This window comes from Burkholderia sp. 22088, assembly GCF_052045915.1.
Classification (GTDB): Bacteria; Pseudomonadota; Gammaproteobacteria; order Burkholderiales; family Burkholderiaceae; genus Burkholderia; species Burkholderia cepacia.
This window is the reverse complement of record NZ_JBQEPY010000017.1, coordinates 191,090-207,476: the sequence shown is the minus strand read 5'-3', so window position 1 is coordinate 207,476 and position 16,387 is coordinate 191,090. Positions and strand designations below refer to the sequence as shown.

General features: G+C 68.5%; 17 protein-coding genes. 7 read left to right on the top strand and 10 right to left on the bottom strand.

All coding sequences use genetic code 11. From position 1 onward, the window contains the following. Nucleotides 1-75 precede the first annotated feature (75 nt). Both ACTJLD_RS29730 and ACTJLD_RS29725 read left to right on the top strand, forming a co-directional pair. Nucleotides 76-729: a TetR/AcrR family transcriptional regulator gene (locus ACTJLD_RS29730; protein WP_059693701.1), complete on the top strand. Its 654-nt coding sequence runs from the start codon at nt 76-78 to the stop codon at nt 727-729. A gap of 188 nt (nt 730-917) precedes the next feature. Beyond that, the gene (locus ACTJLD_RS29725) at nt 918-1,409 is read left to right on the top strand and encodes a flavodoxin family protein (protein WP_060085822.1); all 492 of its coding nucleotides are present in this window, start codon (nt 918-920) and stop codon (nt 1,407-1,409) included. Nucleotides 1,410-1,543: 134 nt separating this feature from the next. On the opposite strand, the gene ACTJLD_RS29720 is transcribed toward ACTJLD_RS29725, so the two are convergent. After that, complete coding sequence (locus ACTJLD_RS29720) at nt 1,544-2,128, bottom strand: DUF2889 domain-containing protein (RefSeq protein ID WP_440660332.1); 585 nt, start codon at nt 2,126-2,128, stop codon at nt 1,544-1,546. Nucleotides 2,129-2,884: 756 nt separating this feature from the next. On the opposite strand from ACTJLD_RS29720, the gene ACTJLD_RS29715 reads away from it, so the two are divergent. Further along, complete coding sequence (locus tag ACTJLD_RS29715) at nt 2,885-3,547, top strand: ProQ/FinO family protein (RefSeq protein ID WP_021163663.1); 663 nt, start codon at nt 2,885-2,887, stop codon at nt 3,545-3,547. Nucleotides 3,548-4,046: 499 nt separating this feature from the next. Further along, complete coding sequence (locus ACTJLD_RS29710) at nt 4,047-5,108, top strand: DMT family transporter (RefSeq protein WP_060311411.1); 1,062 nt, start codon at nt 4,047-4,049, stop codon at nt 5,106-5,108. 222 nt (nt 5,109-5,330) lie between these two features. Here ACTJLD_RS29710 and ACTJLD_RS29705 read toward each other — a convergent pair whose 3' ends face one another. The 8 genes from ACTJLD_RS29705 to ACTJLD_RS29670 all read right to left on the bottom strand — a co-directional run bounded on the left by ACTJLD_RS29705 (nt 5,331) and on the right by ACTJLD_RS29670 (nt 12,399). Beyond that, entirely contained in the window at nt 5,331-5,639 is a 309-nt protein-coding gene (locus ACTJLD_RS29705) for a bleomycin resistance protein (protein ID WP_440660319.1), read from the bottom strand. 15 nt (nt 5,640-5,654) lie between these two features. Further along, nucleotides 5,655-6,245 (bottom strand): nitrogen fixation protein NifQ, encoded by a 591-nt coding sequence (locus ACTJLD_RS29700; RefSeq protein ID WP_321842571.1) that lies wholly within the window; start codon nt 6,243-6,245, stop codon nt 5,655-5,657. A 99-nt stretch (nt 6,246-6,344) separates the two neighbouring features. Next, nucleotides 6,345-6,770, bottom strand: a complete 426-nt coding sequence (locus ACTJLD_RS29695) for a TOBE domain-containing protein (protein ID WP_027792193.1) — start codon at nt 6,768-6,770, stop codon at nt 6,345-6,347. 267 nt (nt 6,771-7,037) lie between these two features. Further along, entirely contained in the window at nt 7,038-8,567 is a 1,530-nt protein-coding gene (locus ACTJLD_RS29690) for an efflux transporter outer membrane subunit (protein WP_440660318.1), read from the bottom strand. Continuing rightward, nucleotides 8,564-9,541 carry an efflux RND transporter periplasmic adaptor subunit gene (locus ACTJLD_RS29685; RefSeq protein ID WP_440660317.1) on the bottom strand — a complete coding sequence of 326 codons (978 nt, stop codon included), beginning with the start codon at nt 9,539-9,541 and terminating at the stop codon, nt 8,564-8,566. The genes ACTJLD_RS29690 and ACTJLD_RS29685 overlap by 4 nt, the downstream gene beginning before the upstream one ends. A 2-nt stretch (nt 9,542-9,543) precedes the next feature. Beyond that, the gene (locus ACTJLD_RS29680; protein WP_027792190.1) at nt 9,544-9,756 is read right to left on the bottom strand and encodes a DUF1656 domain-containing protein; all 213 of its coding nucleotides are present in this window, start codon (nt 9,754-9,756) and stop codon (nt 9,544-9,546) included. Between the two features lie 34 nt (nt 9,757-9,790). Continuing rightward, a complete protein-coding gene (locus ACTJLD_RS29675) occupies nt 9,791-11,923 on the bottom strand; it encodes an FUSC family protein (RefSeq protein ID WP_440660315.1) in 2,133 nt (710 codons plus the stop codon). Then, nucleotides 11,920-12,399, bottom strand: a complete 480-nt coding sequence (locus ACTJLD_RS29670; RefSeq protein ID WP_060349515.1) for a MarR family winged helix-turn-helix transcriptional regulator — start codon at nt 12,397-12,399, stop codon at nt 11,920-11,922. Before ACTJLD_RS29670 ends, ACTJLD_RS29675 begins: the two co-directional genes overlap by 4 nt. Before the next feature lie 312 nt (nt 12,400-12,711). Between ACTJLD_RS29670 and ACTJLD_RS29665 the strand changes: the two genes are divergently transcribed. From ACTJLD_RS29665 to ACTJLD_RS29655, 3 genes are all read left to right on the top strand, one after another. Further along, on the top strand, nt 12,712-13,572 hold the full coding sequence (locus ACTJLD_RS29665; RefSeq protein WP_334068985.1) for an FAS1-like dehydratase domain-containing protein: 861 nt from the start codon (nt 12,712-12,714) through the stop codon (nt 13,570-13,572). Between the two features lie 213 nt (nt 13,573-13,785). Further along, nucleotides 13,786-14,073 (top strand): DUF1330 domain-containing protein, encoded by a 288-nt coding sequence (locus ACTJLD_RS29660; RefSeq protein WP_021160733.1) that lies wholly within the window; start codon nt 13,786-13,788, stop codon nt 14,071-14,073. 29 nt (nt 14,074-14,102) lie between these two features. After that, nucleotides 14,103-14,573 (top strand): hypothetical protein, encoded by a 471-nt coding sequence (locus ACTJLD_RS29655; RefSeq protein WP_176114775.1) that lies wholly within the window; start codon nt 14,103-14,105, stop codon nt 14,571-14,573. 33 nt (nt 14,574-14,606) lie between these two features. Here ACTJLD_RS29655 and ACTJLD_RS29650 read toward each other — a convergent pair whose 3' ends face one another. Continuing rightward, nucleotides 14,607-16,307 (bottom strand): dihydroxyacetone kinase family protein, encoded by a 1,701-nt coding sequence (locus tag ACTJLD_RS29650; RefSeq protein WP_060197418.1) that lies wholly within the window; start codon nt 16,305-16,307, stop codon nt 14,607-14,609. Nucleotides 16,308-16,387 lie beyond the last annotated feature (80 nt).

Here is a 16,387-nt window from a genome sequence, read left to right as displayed (position 1 = left end):
GTCCGGAGAATAAAGTACACTAAACAGTGTAGTTTATTTTTTGGGTAAGTAAACTACGCGGTGTAAAATTTCCGAATGGATACCAGCACTCCCCCTCAGCGCCTGACCGATCGAAAGCGCGCGGCCATCGTCGACGCGGCCATCGAGGAATTTCTCGCGTCGGGTTACGACGCGACCAGCATGGATCGAATCGCCGCGCGCGCGGACGTGTCGAAACGTACGGTCTACAACCACTTTCCGGGCAAGGAAACGCTGTTCGCCGCGATCCTGCAAAAATTGTGGGATGCGACTCGAACCGGCAGCTCGCCCACCTATCGTTCCGACGTGCCGCTGCGCGAGCAATTGCTCGCGTTGCTGGAGCGCAAAATGCGCTTGCTCGGCGACGAGGCATTTCTCGCGCTCGCACGTGTCGCGATCGGTGCGGCCATCCATTCGCCGGAACGCGCGCGCGACATGGTCGAGCGTCTCGGCGAGCGCGAGGAAGACATGACGGTCTGGGTGCGAACGGCCGCGGCGGCCGGACGCCTGTCGGTCACCGATCCGGTGTTTGCCGCGCATCAGCTGCACGGTGTCGTGAAGGCATTCGCGTTCTGGCCGCAGATCACGATGGGCCAGCCGCCACTCGCGGCGCCGGAGCAACTAAAAGTCGCGGAATCCGCCGCAGACATGTTTCTCGCGTACTACGCGCGACCGGAAGACTCCGACGCATCACGCGCCGCAGCGGACTGATCGTGCATCCGGTCGATCATGCGCGAAGCGAGGCCGGCGCAATGCGCATGTTCGACGCGTGCCCTGGCCCGACGAGCCGGCAAACCGGCAGATCCACGGATGCAGAACCGCCTCATATGATCGCTGGCCATCCAGCGGAACCCGGCGATGCTGCCGGCTTACCTGAAGCCGAACGCGAGTGACGACGCATGAAGACACTGTTGATCGTCTATCACACGATGACCGGAGGCACGCAACAGATGGCCGAAGCGGCTGCTGGCGCGGCGCGTGAGCAATCCGGCGTCGACGTCCGGCTGCAGCGCGCGGACGCGACGAGCGCAGACGATGTGCTGGACGCCGATGCCTATCTGTTTGCGACACCTGAGAATCTCGCGGCGATGTCCGGGCTGATGAAGGACTTCTTCGACCGCTGCTACTACGCGGCGCTCGATCGCGTGAACGGCCGCCCGTATGCGGTGATGATCTGCGCGGGAAGCGATGGACAGAACGCCTTGCGCCAGATCGACCGGATCGCGACAGGCTGGCGGCTGAAGAACGTGGCGCCGGGCCTGATCGTCTGTACGCATGCGCAGACGCCGGAACGCGTCCTCGCGGCCAAGACGATCGACGGCGACGATCTCGCGCGCTGCGCCGAATTGGGCGCAGGTCTTGCAGCGGGACTTGCACTGGGCGTTTTCTGATCACTCAGGCCGCCGACAGCGTCGGCCGGTCGGCGTGAGGCCGGACCGAAGTACGTTCGTGCACATGACACGTGCACACCGGTGCGGTACCGATCCTGCGGTGCGGGCACTGGACTGGCGCGACTGCCTGGCGCTTAGCTGCCTTTTGTTTGCGCCGAAGGCCGGTGGTATTCGGGCCAAAGGCGTTTCACCAGATCGCGCGATGCGCCATATGCATGGCAACTATCGATCTTGAGCGGCTTTCCGTCGCTGTCGCGCTCCTCGAGCGATGACTTCCGCATGCCGACCATTGTCTGATAGGCCGTGGTGGCGATCGGGCCGAGCAATTCCTTCAGGTGCGTGCACGTATCGCACGACGGCAGGCGCTTGCGAACCTCGCTGTTCCAGCCGGCGCCGATGCGTAATCCGACGAGCGCCTGCAGCGAGTCGCCGCCACCCGGACACTGCGCATACGGATGTGACCGGAGGAACGTGGATACGCCGCGGACGATCATGTCGGCGTCGAAGACCAATGTCACGCCGAGGTCGTGGATCGGCGACAGCGCAGCGACCGTCCGGGTGCCGCCCGGCGGTGCGAAATCGAAAGTCTTGCGATCCGCGAGGCAGGCTGTTACTTCGAACTGGCCGTCGCTGCGCCGATAGCCGCGCATGTCGATCTGCCGGTGGTGTATTTCCTCGCGCGTGATGCCGTCGTGCGGGATGTCGTGTGGGGGAACCATGTATCTGCTCCGTTTCGTGCAACCGGTTCTTTTCGCCGGCAAGCGAAATGTCGACGGCTGGCCCGGTGCGCAGCGAAACGGGCCGAGGGATACCGCCGCCGACATCGATCCGGCCATACTACGCACTTTTCGGCATCTTCGTACGCGACGGGATCGATGCGGACGCAACGAGTCGAGTATGGAGATCGATGCGATCGACGGAGGCATTAGCATGTCGCGATACACGCGCCGATCCGTCGCCGGGTGCTTCACATTGGCGCAATCGTCGATTTACACGCAACCGACGGCGCCGCCCGGGATCGCGAATGAGGACCTAGGTTCGCGGCGCATCGATGCGGCACGATCGCGGCGGCGCCGCCAAGGCGGAATACCTCTCGTGGGGCGTCGGCCAGTGCCGCCGCCGGGGCAATCGCGGCGCGCAAGATGGCCCCGATTTCCGCCGACGAAGGTGAACGACGTGACTTCCGGAGACGTATCCATATAATGCGCAACACGACCGTACGGATGCATTTCCGGTACCCCGAATCGGGTCAATGCAGACCAGTGAGTCAACCGGCCGTCGCGCGTACCGGTATACTTCCACTCCTGCCTTGTCCGGCATCGTGGCCGGGTGCCTGAAAACAGAGTGGCGTGCGCGATGCGGCCCCGTAGTGTTCCGCCTCGGCGGCAGACGGGTCGCATGCATGGCGGCGAAGCGGGTGCGCCGCGCGGTGTGACCGCACGAACCACACCTTATATTCCTGGTGGATTGAATTTATGGGTTTTGAACAACTTGCCGAATTGCGGGCGCAGCTCGCAGCGAAGGCCAAGCAGGAGCGCAACGCGAAGCGGCCGGCAGCGCCGGCGGACACCGGCGCGAAGCCGAAGTCCGGCGACCAGCCGCAGCGTGGCGCCAAGCCGGCTGCGGCCGGCGGCAAAGCACCGCATCGCGCGAAGCCTGCATCGGCGAAGCCGTCGGCGCCGGTCGATCCGGTCATCGTTGCGATCGGCAAACTGCAGCGTAAGTTTCCGCGTGCGTTCCCGAAGAATCCGGCCCCCAAAGTGCCGCTCAAGGTTGGCATCTGGGACGACCTCGCGCGCGAAGCACAGGCCGTCGGGCTCAACGAAGCCGAACTGCGCGAAGCGATGTCGACGTGGTGCCGCGGCAACCGCTACTGGTCGTGCCTCGTCGAAGATGCCGTGCGGGTCGACCTGCAGGGCAACGAAGCGGGGCGCGTCACGCATGACGACGCAGCGCGGGCGCGCCGGCTGAAGGCTCGCCGCCCCGGCAAGGGCGCGGCGCAATCCGCCAAGGGCGCGCAGCAGCAGCCGAAGGCCGAGCAGCAGGCCGAGGCGGCCGCCGAGCCGCAACCGGCGAACGTGGAAGCGCAAGCCGACGCAGTGCCGCAGGTCGAGCAGCAAACGGCCGGAAACGAGTAACCGGCAGCGCGCGGCTGCATGCCGCGCGGCGCTGACCCGCATGCACATCGCCTGCGGCGAACGACACGACTGACTGACCTGCCTCGACAGAGGCAGGCCAGGACTCCTCCCACCGGCGCCTGACGCGCCGGGTTCTTATCTATCCCGCCTCGAACAGACCCTGCAACCGGACGAAGAAAGTTCGTCGATCGGTGCTGCACGCGCGATGTCTCGACTGTGTCGTTTGGGCGTGGACGGTACGCATGTCCGGAACGCGACGACGCTTCATCCAGTTAATTCGGTTTCCTAAAATGGCGCAATGCCGGAAGCATCGACACGGCGTGAGCGCTCGCGCCCGGTCGTCCTGACACGTTGACGCGCGATAATCTCGCCGGGGCACGTCGGTTCGTTCGCAAGTTGACGGGTGCGATGCAGCTTGCATTCAGAAAGGTACTGAACGCCAACTGCGACACAACCCGAAGCCGCTACCGGCGCCATTCAACGTCAATCTAGTCCGATCATGCACTCGAGACATTCCGCGATTCTCGTCGCGCTCACCGCTGCCGCGCTGTTCGGCGCCGCGACACCGCTTGCCAAGGCGCTGATCGGCGCGATGTCGCCGTTCATGGTCGCCGGCCTGTTCTATCTCGGCAGCGGCGTCGGGCTCGGTATCGGTATCCTGCTTCGCCGCCTGCACAACCGTCACGCACCGGCCGCAGACGCCGCGCCGCTGCAGCGCGCCGACCTGCCGTGGCTGGCCGGCGCGATCGCGGCGGGCGGGGTGGCCGGGCCGGCCTTGCTGATGCTCGGGCTATCGAGCACGCCGGCGGCGACGAGCGCGTTGCTGCTCAATCTCGAAGGCGTGCTGACGGCCGTCATCGCATGGGTGGTGTTTCGCGAGAACGTGGATACGCAAGTGTTCCTCGGGATGGTCGCGATCGTCGCCGGCGGCACGCTGCTGTCGTGGACGCCAGGTCGGGCCGGTGTGCCGGTCGGCGCGTTGCTGATCGTCGGCGCATGCCTGTGTTGGGCGATCGACAACAACCTGACCCGCAAGGTGGCCGCGAACGATGCGATGGTCATCGCGTGCGTGAAGGGGCTGATTGCAGGGCCCGTGAACATCGGCATCGCGCTGGCGACCGGCGCGACGCTGCCGGCTCTCCCGGTCACGGCCGCCGCGATGCTGACGGGGCTCGGCGGCTACGGGATCAGCCTCGTGCTGTTCGTCGTCGCGCTGCGTCATCTCGGCAGCGCGCGCACGGGCGCGTATTTCTCGATCGCGCCGTTGTTCGGCGTCGTGCTGTCGCTGCTGATTTGGCCCGCGCTGCCGCCCGCGACGTTCTGGATCGCTGCCGCGCTGATGGCGCTCGGTATCTGGCTGCACGTTCGCGAGCGGCATGAACATACGCATACGCACGAGCGGCTCGAGCACACGCACCCCCATCGGCACGACGAACATCACCAGCATGCGCACGACTTTACGTATGACGGCAACGAACCGCACACGCATCCGCACGTGCATCTGCCGATCACGCACAGCCATGCGCATTTTCCGGACATTCATCACCGGCACCGGCATTGACCGCGCCACAAGCGGCGGACGAAGCGGCGCGTAAGGTAACCGTTTATGGGGCGTGCGCTGCATCGCGCTCGCATCTGTTGGCAGCGCTGCCGGGTCGCGGTCGCAACAACGGGGACGAGCCTGGTCTTCGCTCTGGATCAACCGGGGCGGCAATCTGTCCGGATCGATCGGTGCGTCAACCCTGCCGCCTCAGGCTTCGCGCTTGGGCCGGCGCACGCGCGGTCAACCGGTCGTTTGTTCGGGAATGCCGGCTGCGAGCACATCGTCGAAGAGCGTGCGGAAGTTCGCGAGCCGGAAGCGGCGACTGAACCAACTCGTCGCCGCATTGAATTTGCGATGCGGATGGAATTCCGGCAACGGGTCGCGGCGCTCGATGTGTATCCAGCCGCGGTCGTGCCAGGTTTCAACGAACCCCGGTTTTTCGTAGAAGCGGAAGGCGGCTTCGAAGCCGCACGATGGCAGGCTGGGGGCCGCAATGCCGGCCAACGCGGCTTCTTCGGATGGCGATGCGACGAATCGAATCGGCAGCACGGGCTACCGTGGCGACTATCGCGCTTGAGGAAAGCAGGAGCCGAAATCCTCGCAGCCCGGGCACCCTGGCGCCGGGCCCGGCGGCACGTCGAGCGATGCCGCCACTTCCTGCGCGAAAAATTTCTTCCAGCGCAGGTGAGCGACGTTGCGTGCGGCAAGCGCGGGGAAATAGCGACCAAGCATCGCGGATACCGCGTCGCGCCCGTCGAGTCCGAGATCGCGCCACAGATGATCGGGGCGCAGGCAGGCGTGCGCGATGATCGACGCGAGACAGCCGGCGTCGTCGCGGTCGACGGCGGGATTCGCGTCGTCCATCAGCCGCGCGTGCAGCGTCGCGACAAACGCAGCGTGGGTGGATGGCAGCAGCGCTGTCGCGGCCGTCGGCACGAGAGCCGCGGCGTCGGCCGCAGGCAGACGCGGAAACTGCCGCGCCAGCACGGCGGCCAGTTGCGGATGAGACAGGCCGAGCAGCCCGAGTTCGTTGCGGCGCGCACGTGCTGCAACGAGCGTGCCGAACAGGCGTGCGTCGGGCGTGTCGGCGTTTGCGGCTGCGGACAGCAGCGACTGCCGCGCCCGTTGTCGAGCGTCATCGAACGCGGCGGTCATCGTCGGCATCGGCGCGACAGCCGCACGGTGCGATCCGCATGATCCGCACGAATGCGCGGTGCCAAACGGATCGCCATCGCCATCGCGATCGTCACGCGTTCACTCGACGCCGACGATCACGCTCGATGCCTTGAAGATCGCGGACGCAGCCGTGCCGCTCGCGAGGCCGAGGCGATCGACGCTGTCGTTGGTGACGATCGCGACGATCTCGGCGCCGCCCGCGGCCTTGACCACGACTTCCGAATTGACCGCCCCTTTCGTGACCGACGATACGGTGCCCGCGACGCAATTGCGGGCCGACACCTTGCTGCTGTCGACGTCGACCATCACGATGACCGAAGACGCCTTCACGAGTGCGAACGCCTTCGAGCCGGCCGCGAGGCCCAGCGAAGCCGCGCTGCCGTGGGTGATCACGGCGACGATGTCGAGTCCGTCCTGCGTCCGGAGCGTGATTTCGTCGTTGACGGCGCCGGTCTTGACGGCGCTGACCTGGCCGGCGAAATGGTTGCGGGCGCTGGTTCGCATGATGGATCTCCGGAAAATGAACCGCCCGGCGGGCGGCGAGTAAGAGACGGAAAAGTGCGGACGAGTTTACCTTCAATGCCGGCCCAATGCGGCTCGGGTTTGCGATGCCCGGCATTCCGGTTTCGCACGGTCGCACGGCTGCCCGGGGCGCCATGCGTCGGACGCTTCCGGAGAGCCCAGGCTGGCCGCGCGCGCGTCACCCGGCGAGATGATCAGCGAATGGCGCGCGTAGCGCGGCAAACGCGCTCCTAGTTCTTCACCGGCAGGTTACTCGGCTGCGGTCACGGCGGCCGAGGCCGCCGACGCACCGCTTGCGGGTGTCGGCTTCGGTGTCTGTTTCGATATCTGTTTCGACGCGTCGGATGCCGCATCGTCATCCCATCCGCCGCCGAGCGCGAGGAAGAGCCGCACCTGGTCGGCCGCGACCTGGCCTTCGGCTGCCGCCACCTGCGCCCGCACGCTCGTCAGCGTGCGCGTCGCGTCGAGGTCGGAGATGAACGACTCGCGGCCGGCCACATAGAGACGATGCGTTTCGTCGGCGGAACTGCGTGCCGATTCATAAGCCGTGCGCAGTGCTTCCGTGCGCTGCACGTCGGCCGCGTAGGTCGCGAGGCTCGACTGCGTCTCGCGCAGCGCGTTCAGCACGACACCGTCGAAGTGCGCGAGCGCGCCGCCCGTCGCGGCTTCGGCTTCGCGCACTCGCGCACGCTGGCCGTTGACGGGGAACGACCAGCTGATCAGCGGGCCGAACGACCAGCGATTCGTGTTGGACGAGAACAGGTCGGCTGCGACACCGACCGAGCCGGCCGACGCACCGATGCTGATCGACGGGTACAGCGCGGCGGTCGCCACCCCGATGCGCGCAGTCGCGGCGGCGAGTTGCCGCTCGGCTTCGCGCACGTCCGGGCGGCGGCGCAGCAGCGCGGCGCCGTCGCCGATCGGAATCGGCTGGCGCAGCTTCGGCAGGCGCTCGCATTCGGCGACGGCCTTCGGCAGGTCGGCCGGCGAGCGCGCGAGCAGCGCGGCGAGCTGGTATTGAGCGACCTTGCGGCGGCCTTCGAAGCGCGGGATATCGGCGGCGAGGGTGCGCACCTGCGTCACGCCGCGCGTCACGTCGGTCTGGTTGCCGCGCCCGGCATCGCGCAGCCGCTGCGACAGCGCGACGCGCTGCTTCTGCAGCGCGAGCGACTGCTTCGCGATGGCCAGTTCGTCGCCGGCCGAGCACGATTCGACGTACGCGCGCACGACGTCGGCGACGACCGTGATGCGCGCCAGGTCGCCGGCGGCCCTGACGGCCTCGCTGTCCGCGCGCGCGGCTTCGACGCCGCGCCGCAGCTTGCCGAACAGGTCGATCTCGTACGACACATTGATGCCGACCGCGCCTTCGTTGACGACCGGCAGCTTGTTCTCGAGCAGGTATTGCTCGGCCGATTCCTGCGCGCGCTGCACGGCGGCTTCCGCGCCGCCCGAGAAGCCGCCCTGCTGGCTCGCGACTTCCAGCGCCGCGCGCGAGCGCGCGAGGTTGGCCGCGGCGACGCGCAGGTCGGTGTTCGACTTCAGTGCATCGCGCACGAGCGCGTTAAGCACGGGATCGTCGTAGAGCTGCCACCAGTTGCCGGGCACGGCATCGCGCGACACGAGCGTGCCGTTCGCGTCGTCGAGCGCGTGGTTCGCGAGCGGCGCATTCACGTACGCCTGCTGCGGCAGCGTGTAATCGGGGCCGACGGACTTGCACGCGCCGAGTGCCAGCGCAAGCGGTGCGAGCGTCGCGGCGAGGCGCAGACCATGCCGCTTCATTGCGATGCTCCCGTTGCGCTGGCGGCCGTGGCGGAAGCCGTCGAACCCGGCGCGACGGCCGACGCCGTGCCGGCGCCTGCCGGTTTCACGTTGTCGTTGCGGCGCGTGTCGGCTTCGCGCATCGAGACGGTCGCGGTGCGGCCCGCGATCATGCGGAAATCGTCGGGCACTTCGTCGAGCACGACGCGCACCGGCACGCGTTGCGCGAGACGCACCCAGCTGAATGCCGGGTTCACGTTCGGCAGCAGGTTCGCACCCTGCGTGCGGTCGCGATCCTCGATCGCGGCGACGATGCTCTGCACGTGGCCGCGCAGCGTATGCGGTTCGCCCATCACGATGATGTCGACCGGCTGGCCGATATGGATGCCGCGCAGCTTGGTTTCCTCGAAGTAGCCGTCGACGCGGAACGAATTGCGGTCGACGACCGACAGCACCGCGCGGCCGGCCGGCACGTATTCGCCGATGCGCGGCGCGCGGTCGTTCAGGTAGCCGTCTACGGGACTGACGATCGTCGTGCGCTGGAGGTTCAGCTTCGCGGTGTCGAGCGACACCTGCGCATCGGCGACGGCGGCTTCACCCTGTTCGACGCGCGTGCGGCTTTCCTCGACCTGTTCGCTCGCGACCAGGTTGCCGAGCTGCAGGTTGCGCGCGTATTCGCGCTTCGCCTGGGCGAGCGTCGCACGGCGCTGGGCGAGCGTGGCTTCGGCGAGGCGTTCCGCGAGCGTGTAGCGGGCCTGGTCGATCACGAACAGCACCTGGCCGCGCTTGACCTCCTGGTTGTCGGCGACCTGCACCGACGTGATGAGGCCCGCCACGTCCGGCGCGACCTGGATCACGTCGGCGCGCACGTGACCGTCGCGGGTCCACGGCGAGAACATGTAGTAGTTGACGATGCGCCACAGCACGACGGCCGCCACGACGACGACGATCAGGGTAAGCAGGATTTGCCCTGCCGAGAGCCAGGTTTTTTTCACGGTTAGCTAGCCACGAGATGGTGGGAAACGATCACGACGGCGGCAAACACGAACACGTAGATGCCGAGGTCGAAGATCGAACGGTGCCAGACGAGGCGGTAGAAGCCGACGCGCTCGAGCACGGCGCGCACGACGATGTTGATCAGGTAGGCGATCAGCATCAGCACGAGCGGGGCCGGCACGAATACGCCGAAGATGTCGATTTCGCCGATCATGGTCGCGGTCGGAAAGACGGATGGGAAAGCGGGGTCATGCGCGTGCTCCGTCGGGCGCCTGCGGCGGCTGCCCCGCCGCGGCCGGATACAGCGACAGGCGCAGGCCGACGAGCGCGTGCAGCGTGTCGCGCAGCCGGCGATGCGTGACGGGCGTGGCCGGCGCAGCGGGCGCGGCGCCGTGTTCCGCCGGCGTGGCGCCCGGCAGGTTGCGGCCCGCGACGCGCTGCAGCGCGTCGTCGATGGTCGCGAGCAGCGCGGGCGGTGCCGGCTGGCGCGCGTTCGCGGCCGCGCAGCGTGCGTAGTGGTCGGTGACGCCGGCCAGCACGCGGTCGATCGCGTCGGGCACGTCGCCCGACAGCCGGCGGCGCGAGCGGCGCAGGTCGAGCGCATTCAGTGCGATGCGCAGGTCGCGGAAGCTTTCGATCGACGGATGACGGTGATCGTCGGACGCGCCGAGACGCGGCAGCAACTGCGTGACGCGGTCGAGCATCCGTGACGCGTGGTTGCGCTGGTCGTCGAGCGGCTGCGTCGACGCGGAGCGCGCGACGTCTTCCCAGCCCGAGCGCAGCAGGCGCCGCACCGCGAGCTCGGCGCCGAACGGCCGCGTCGCACGCGTCCACACATACGCGAACAGCAGCCCGGCGACGCCCGCGAGGTTGCTGTTCAGGAACACGAAGAAATCGGCATCGTACGCACCCTGGATGCTGATGAAGGTGGCCGTGTTCACGGCGACGAGCATCGTCACCATGTTGAACTGCGGGCGCGGCAGCAGCGTGCCGATCAGGATGAACGGGCCCGCGAACATCACGACGAGCATCGCGAAATCGTGCACGTGCGGCAGCACGACGAACAGGTACAGGCCCGCGAACACGACGCTCGCGGTCGTCGCGAGGAAGAACTTGAACACCAGCGGCGCCGGCTCGTCGAGCGCGGCGAAGAAGCTGCACGACACGGCCACGAGCGTGACGGCCGCGGCGCCGTCGTGCCACCCGGACGCGATCCACAGCCAGCTCGCGAACACGATTGCGGCGGCGACGGTCAGCGTCGAGAACAGCATCATCCCGCGATCGAAGAAGCGCTCGGTGCCGCCGAGCCGCCAGTGCCGGTAGCGCGGCTGCCAGACGCCCGATTCGTTGCCGATCAGCGCGCGCAGCGAGCGGCAGTCCTGCCAGATGTCGATGACCTGGCGCAGCCGCCACAGCGCGTTCGACAGCAGCGCGCCGTCCCAGCTCGCGAGCGCGTCGTCGGCCGGCTGCAGCGCGGCAATCCGTTCGCGCAGGCGCTCCGCGACCGGGTCGTCGGTCATGTCGCCGTCGTTGCCGGCCTTGACCGCCGGCAACGGTGCGTCGAACCATTTCGCGGCATCGGCAAGCAGGTCGTCCAGCCCGGCCGGCCGGATATGCAGGTCGCGCATCAGCGCAATCAACGGATCGGCGAGCGACGACATCAGCGGCAAGAACAGCTGCATCCGGCCCGCGAGCGCCTGCGCACGCGCGAGGATGCGCGGATGCGCATGGTCGTAGCTCAGCTGGCTCAGCAGGAATTCGAGGCCGGTGATGGTTGCCGCGAGCCGTTGCCGGCACGCGGACAGCGCCTTGCCGGCAAGGTGCCCGGACAGCGTCTCGCGGCCGTAGAACGCGGCGTCCTTGAACCACGCATCGGTGCGCTCGATCAGCGTCGGCGCGAGCCGGTTCGGGAAGATGGCGCTGCCGACCACGCTCGCGCAGACGATGCCGAGCACGATCTCCTCGGTACGCGCGATCGCGACGTCGAACACGGTGGACGGATCGGTGACGGTCGGCAACGCGACGAGCGGCATCGTATAGCCGGCGAGCATGAACACGTAGCTGCGCGCGGTGCGGTCGGAGATCGCGAGGTAGAGCAGCGTGCCGCACCAGGTGGCGACGATGATCGCGAACAGCAGCGGCGTCTCGACGAACGGCGGCACGAAGAAGATCGCGGCAGCCGCGCCGAGCGCGGTGCCGAGCGCGCGATACAGCGCCTTCGAGCGTGTCGCGCCGACGAACGGGTTCGACACGATGTAGACGCTCGCCATTGCCCAGTACGGGCGCGGCAACTGGAAATACAGGCCGAGGTACAGCGCCAGCATCGACGCGGCGAACGTCTTGCCCGAGAACAGCCAGTCGCGAAGGCTCGGATAGGTCATGACGTGGCGTTGCCGGTGCGGGATGCGCGCGCGGCGGGTGGGGGCGATTCGGGCGCATTGAATGCGTCGAGCACGCGCAGCGTTGCTTCGAGATCGGCGCGCGTGACACCCTTGAGCACCTGCGCACGCAGCACGCGCAGGTCTTCCTCCATCTTCGCGGTGACCGCGCGGCCGGCGGCCGTCAGCGAGATCGTCTTCGCGCGGCGATCGTGCGGATCCTCGTCGCGGCGCGCAAGGCCGGCCGCGCACAGCTGGTCGAGCAGGCGCACGAGCGACGGCCCTTCGATGCCGACGTGTTCGGCGAGCGTGCCTTGCCGCACGCCTTCGCCGAGGCGCCCGGCGATCAGCAGCGGTGTCGCGCAGGCCTCGGACACGTTGTACGCGTTCAGTACGCCGTCACTGGTGCGGCGCCACTTGCGCGCGGACAGCACGAGCAGGCTGCTGACGGCGAGGCGGAGGTCGTGCAGATTGGTCATGGGCGAGATGATAGGGGCAAAATAATTCGATAGCAAACTATCGTTTTTGTCACCCGTACGACACGTCGCGGCCGGCCCGTCTGAAGCAATTTAGGCGGCGTGCCGGCGGTGGTCAAGCCGCAAGGATGTCGGCCCGGCCCGCGCGCGGCGAGCGCGATCGAATGATCGGACGAAAGCCGTCCGGCGCGGCCACGCGGCGGGGGAGGCGGGTTCGAAGCCGGGAATCTGGAAGGGATTCGGGAAATCCGGCTTCGCGAAACGGCGCGCGGCGTGCATATTGAAGCCGTTGCAAGCCTCCCGGAGATTCCGCACGTGTCCACCCCATCCTCGCAGCCGTCCGCCCCGGCGTCGCTCGACGCGTGGCTCGGCAAGACCGAAACGCTCGGCGACGACATCACCGCGTTCCCGCTGAACGCGCTGGCCGCCACGCTCGACCGCCCGTCGCCCGGCGACGTCGTGCCGCCGATGTGGCACTGGCTCTATTTCCTGCCCGTCGCGCCGCTGGCCGAACTCGGCCCCGACGGCCACCCGAAGCGCGGCGCCTTCCTGCCGCCCGTGCCGCTGCCGCGCCGCATGTGGGCCGGCGGCCGCCTGACGTTCCACGCACCGCTGCGCACGGGACGGCGCGCGATACGCGAATCGACGATCGTGAACCTCGAGGACAAGACGGGCCGCAGCGGCCGGCTCGTCTTCGTGACGGTGCAGCACCGGATCGAGTGCGACGGCGTGCCGTGCGTCGAGGAGGAGCACGACATCGTCTATCGCGATGCGCCGCAGGCGGGCGCACCCGCGCCGAAGCCGATCGCGGCGCCGGCAGGCGAGGCGTGGTCGCGCACGGTCACGGCCGACGCGGTGATGCTGTTCCGCTATTCGGCGCTGACCTTCAATGGCCACCGCATCCACTACGACCGCAGCTACGTGACGCAGGAGGAAGGTTATCCGGGGCTCGTCGTGCACGGCCCGCTGATCGCGACGCTGCTCGTCGATCTCGTGCGCCGCGAACGGCCCGATGCCGCGCTCGCGAGCTTTGCGTTCCGCGCGGTGCGCCCGACGTTCGACGGGGAGCCGTTCACGCTGTGCGGCAAGCCGTCGGACGACGGCAAGACGATCGAGCTGTGGGCGAAGGATCGCGACGGCTGGCTGACGATGCAGGCCACCGCGACCGTTGCGTGACGGGCGCCGTTTCCGTTCGTCCGCGTCGCGGCAGGATCCGTACGCGGACGACCGGTGGTGCCCGCCGCAGCTGCTCGGGCGAGCATGCGGCGGGCCCCGGCGCTCGTCGCGAAACCGCTGTAAGCTGCGAGCAGGCCGCGTGCCGTCCTGCCCGACGGTGCGGTGGGCGGCCGACCCTTCCACCTTCCATGCATCGCATCAGGAGCACGTATCTTGGCCACCTACATTGTGTTTACACGTGAAAGCACGCAGGACCAGCACGAACTCGACGTCTACCAGAGCAAGGTCGGCGCGACGCTCGCCGGGCATCCGGTCAAGGTGCTCGCCGCCTATGGCCCGCAGGAAACACTGGAGGGCGAAGGCCCGGAAGGTGTCGTGATCGTCGAGTTTCCGTCGAAGGAAGCCGCGCACGCGTGGTATCACGGCCCCGAATACCAGGACGTCGTCCAGCATCGTTTCAAGGGCGCGCGCTATCGTGCCGTGCTGGTTGAAGGCGTCTGAACGACCCGCATCGGGCGCCCGGCACGACCATGAACACATCGACTCCCGCCACTGCGACCGTCCGACCGCCGATGGGCCGCGCCACGACCGTGCTGCTCGCGATCAGCGTCGTGCTCTATCTGGTCGCCATGTTCACCGTGCCGTTCCGCACGGGCGCACCCGATCCGCATTCCTGGGCCGACGGCTGGCAGGTGCTGCTGACCGGCTGGATGGGCCTTTTCTTCGGCATCTTCGCGTGGCTCGCGAACCCGCTCGTGTTCGCGGCCTGGTGGCTGATCGCGAAGCGCCGGCGCACGCAGGCGGTCACCCTGGCCGTGCTCGCGCTGCTGTTCGGGTCGAGCTTCCTGACGCAGCATCGGATCGTCGTCAATGAAGCCGGCGGGGTCGAGCCGGTTCATCTCGATGCAATCGGCTACTGGTGCTGGCTCGCGAGTTTCGGCATGGCCGCAATCGGCGCCGCGCTGCTGCCGGGGCGAACCGGGACGCGTGCGGCAGGTTGATGCGGGCGGCCCGCATCAGCCTGCCGCCACCGCTTATCGCACGTGCGGCTGCAATGCGCGCAACCAGTACGACACCGCCACCGCACCGCCATCCGGCGTGCCGATCGCACGCTCGCCGAGATAACTCGCACGCCCCGCGCGCGGCGTCATCTGCGCGGTTTCCTGCGCACCCTGCTCGGCGGCTTCGACCGCCGCCGCCCATGCGCCCGCGGGATCGCGATCGTTGTCGAGCGCCCGTTCGAATGCCGCGACGGCCGGCACCAGCGCATCGAGCATCGTCCGGTCGCCGGCGTGCGCGCCGCCCAGTTCGCTGATCGAGTCCACCGCGCCGTGGAACGCCGCGGCCCAGTCGCGTGCCGACGGCTCGGCGACATCGGCCAGCCGGCGGGATGCGCGCAGCAGCGCGGTCGCGTAGAACGGCCCCGAACTGCCGGCGATGGCGCGGCGCAACGCGGCGCCGAGCGCCGCGAGCACGCCGGCCGGCGAGCCGTACGCGGTTTCCGGCAGCGCGAGGATCGCCTGTGCGGCGCGCAGCATGCTCGCACCGAGATCGCCGTCGCCGGCGGCCGCATCGAGGTCCGTCAGCGTCTGCTCATGATCGATCAGCGTCTGCGCGACCGCATGCAGTGCCGGTTGCAGGCGCGCTGCCCACGCGCGGCCGGTCGCATCGAGCGGCGGCAGCGGCGCTTCTTGCGCAGCGGCCTCGGCCACGCGGATCTGCGTATTGACCGCGCCGCCGCCCGGCCATGCGCGCGCCTGCGTCGGCGCGTCGAGCAGCACCGCGCGTTCGTCGTTCAGCCGCAGCACGGAAATCGAGCAGCCGGGCATGTTCAATGCCGACAGGAACGTGCCGGCCCACGCGCGTGAGACGACGATGCCGCGCCGCGTCAGGTTGTCGTGCGCGGCGCGCAGCACGATGGCGAGTTCCATGTCCGGCGTCGCGCCGAGGCCGTTGACGAACAGCGCGACGCGTTCGCCGCGGTCGAGCACGAGATCGGCGACGATGCTCGACAGCAGCGTGTCGGCCAGCGCATCGGCCGGCAGCGGCGCGCGGCGTTCGACGCCTTTCTCGCCGTGGATGCCGAGGCCGAGTTCGATCTCGTGATCGCCAAGGCTGAAGCCCGACTTGTCGGCGCCGGGGATCGTGCAGCCGTCGAGCGCGACGCCCATCGTGCCCAGCTCGGCCGCCGCGTCGCGCGCGATGGCCGCAACCCGTGCGAGCGGCAGCCCGCGCGCGGCAGCCGCGCCGGCGAGCTTGTGGATCAGCACGGTGCCGGCGATCCCGCGCCGCTGGCCGCGCTCGACGCGGCCGCGCAGCGAGACGTCGTCGGCGACGATCACCGTCTCGACCGGAATGCCTTCCGCGCGCGCGAGCTCGGCGGCGAGCCCGAAATTGAGCCGGTCGCCCGTGTAGTTCTTCACGATCAGCAGTGCGCCGTTCGGGCCCGCGCTGGCGCGGATCGCGGCGAGCACCGCGTCGGTGGACGGCGACGTGAACACTTCGCCGCAGACGGCCGCGCTCAGCATCCCTTCGCCGACATAACCGCCGTGCGCGGGCTCGTGGCCGCTGCCGCCGCCGGAGAGGACGGCGACGGGGCGCTGCGCCGGCTCGGGCAGCGGCTGGCGGACGAGCACGTGCTCGTCGCCGAGGATCGCGACATGCGGCGACTGCCGCGCGATGCCTTCCAGCATTTCTCGGACGACATCGGACGGGCGGTTGACAAGCTTTTTCATGGCGACGGGTTCCGGACGGGTGAACGAGGCACGGCCGGGCCCGCACGGGCGCCGGACGGCCTTTCGTGTTGCGGAGGATC

Bases quoted from the DNA above. Each gene is read 5' to 3' on its own strand.
- ACTJLD_RS29730 (WP_059693701.1), top strand. From the start codon at position 76: ATGGATACCAGCACTCCCCCTCAGCGCCTGACCGATCGAAAGCGCGCG.
- ACTJLD_RS29725 (WP_060085822.1), top strand. From the start codon at position 918: ATGAAGACACTGTTGATCGTCTATCACACGATGACCGGAGGCACGCAA.
- ACTJLD_RS29720 (WP_440660332.1), bottom strand. From the start codon at position 2,128: ATGGTTCCCCCACACGACATCCCGCACGACGGCATCACGCGCGAGGAA.
- ACTJLD_RS29715 (WP_021163663.1), top strand. From the start codon at position 2,885: ATGGGTTTTGAACAACTTGCCGAATTGCGGGCGCAGCTCGCAGCGAAG.
- ACTJLD_RS29710 (WP_060311411.1), top strand. From the start codon at position 4,047: ATGCACTCGAGACATTCCGCGATTCTCGTCGCGCTCACCGCTGCCGCG.
- ACTJLD_RS29700 (WP_321842571.1), bottom strand. From the start codon at position 6,245: ATGACCGCCGCGTTCGATGACGCTCGACAACGGGCGCGGCAGTCGCTG.
- ACTJLD_RS29695 (WP_027792193.1), bottom strand. From the start codon at position 6,770: ATGCGAACCAGCGCCCGCAACCATTTCGCCGGCCAGGTCAGCGCCGTC.
- ACTJLD_RS29690 (WP_440660318.1), bottom strand. From the start codon at position 8,567: ATGAAGCGGCATGGTCTGCGCCTCGCCGCGACGCTCGCACCGCTTGCG.
- ACTJLD_RS29680 (WP_027792190.1), bottom strand. From the start codon at position 9,756: ATGATCGGCGAAATCGACATCTTCGGCGTATTCGTGCCGGCCCCGCTC.
- ACTJLD_RS29675 (WP_440660315.1), bottom strand. From the start codon at position 11,923: ATGACCTATCCGAGCCTTCGCGACTGGCTGTTCTCGGGCAAGACGTTC.
- ACTJLD_RS29670 (WP_060349515.1), bottom strand. From the start codon at position 12,399: ATGACCAATCTGCACGACCTCCGCCTCGCCGTCAGCAGCCTGCTCGTG.
- ACTJLD_RS29655 (WP_176114775.1), top strand. From the start codon at position 14,103: ATGAACACATCGACTCCCGCCACTGCGACCGTCCGACCGCCGATGGGC.
- ACTJLD_RS29650 (WP_060197418.1), bottom strand. From the start codon at position 16,307: ATGAAAAAGCTTGTCAACCGCCCGTCCGATGTCGTCCGAGAAATGCTG.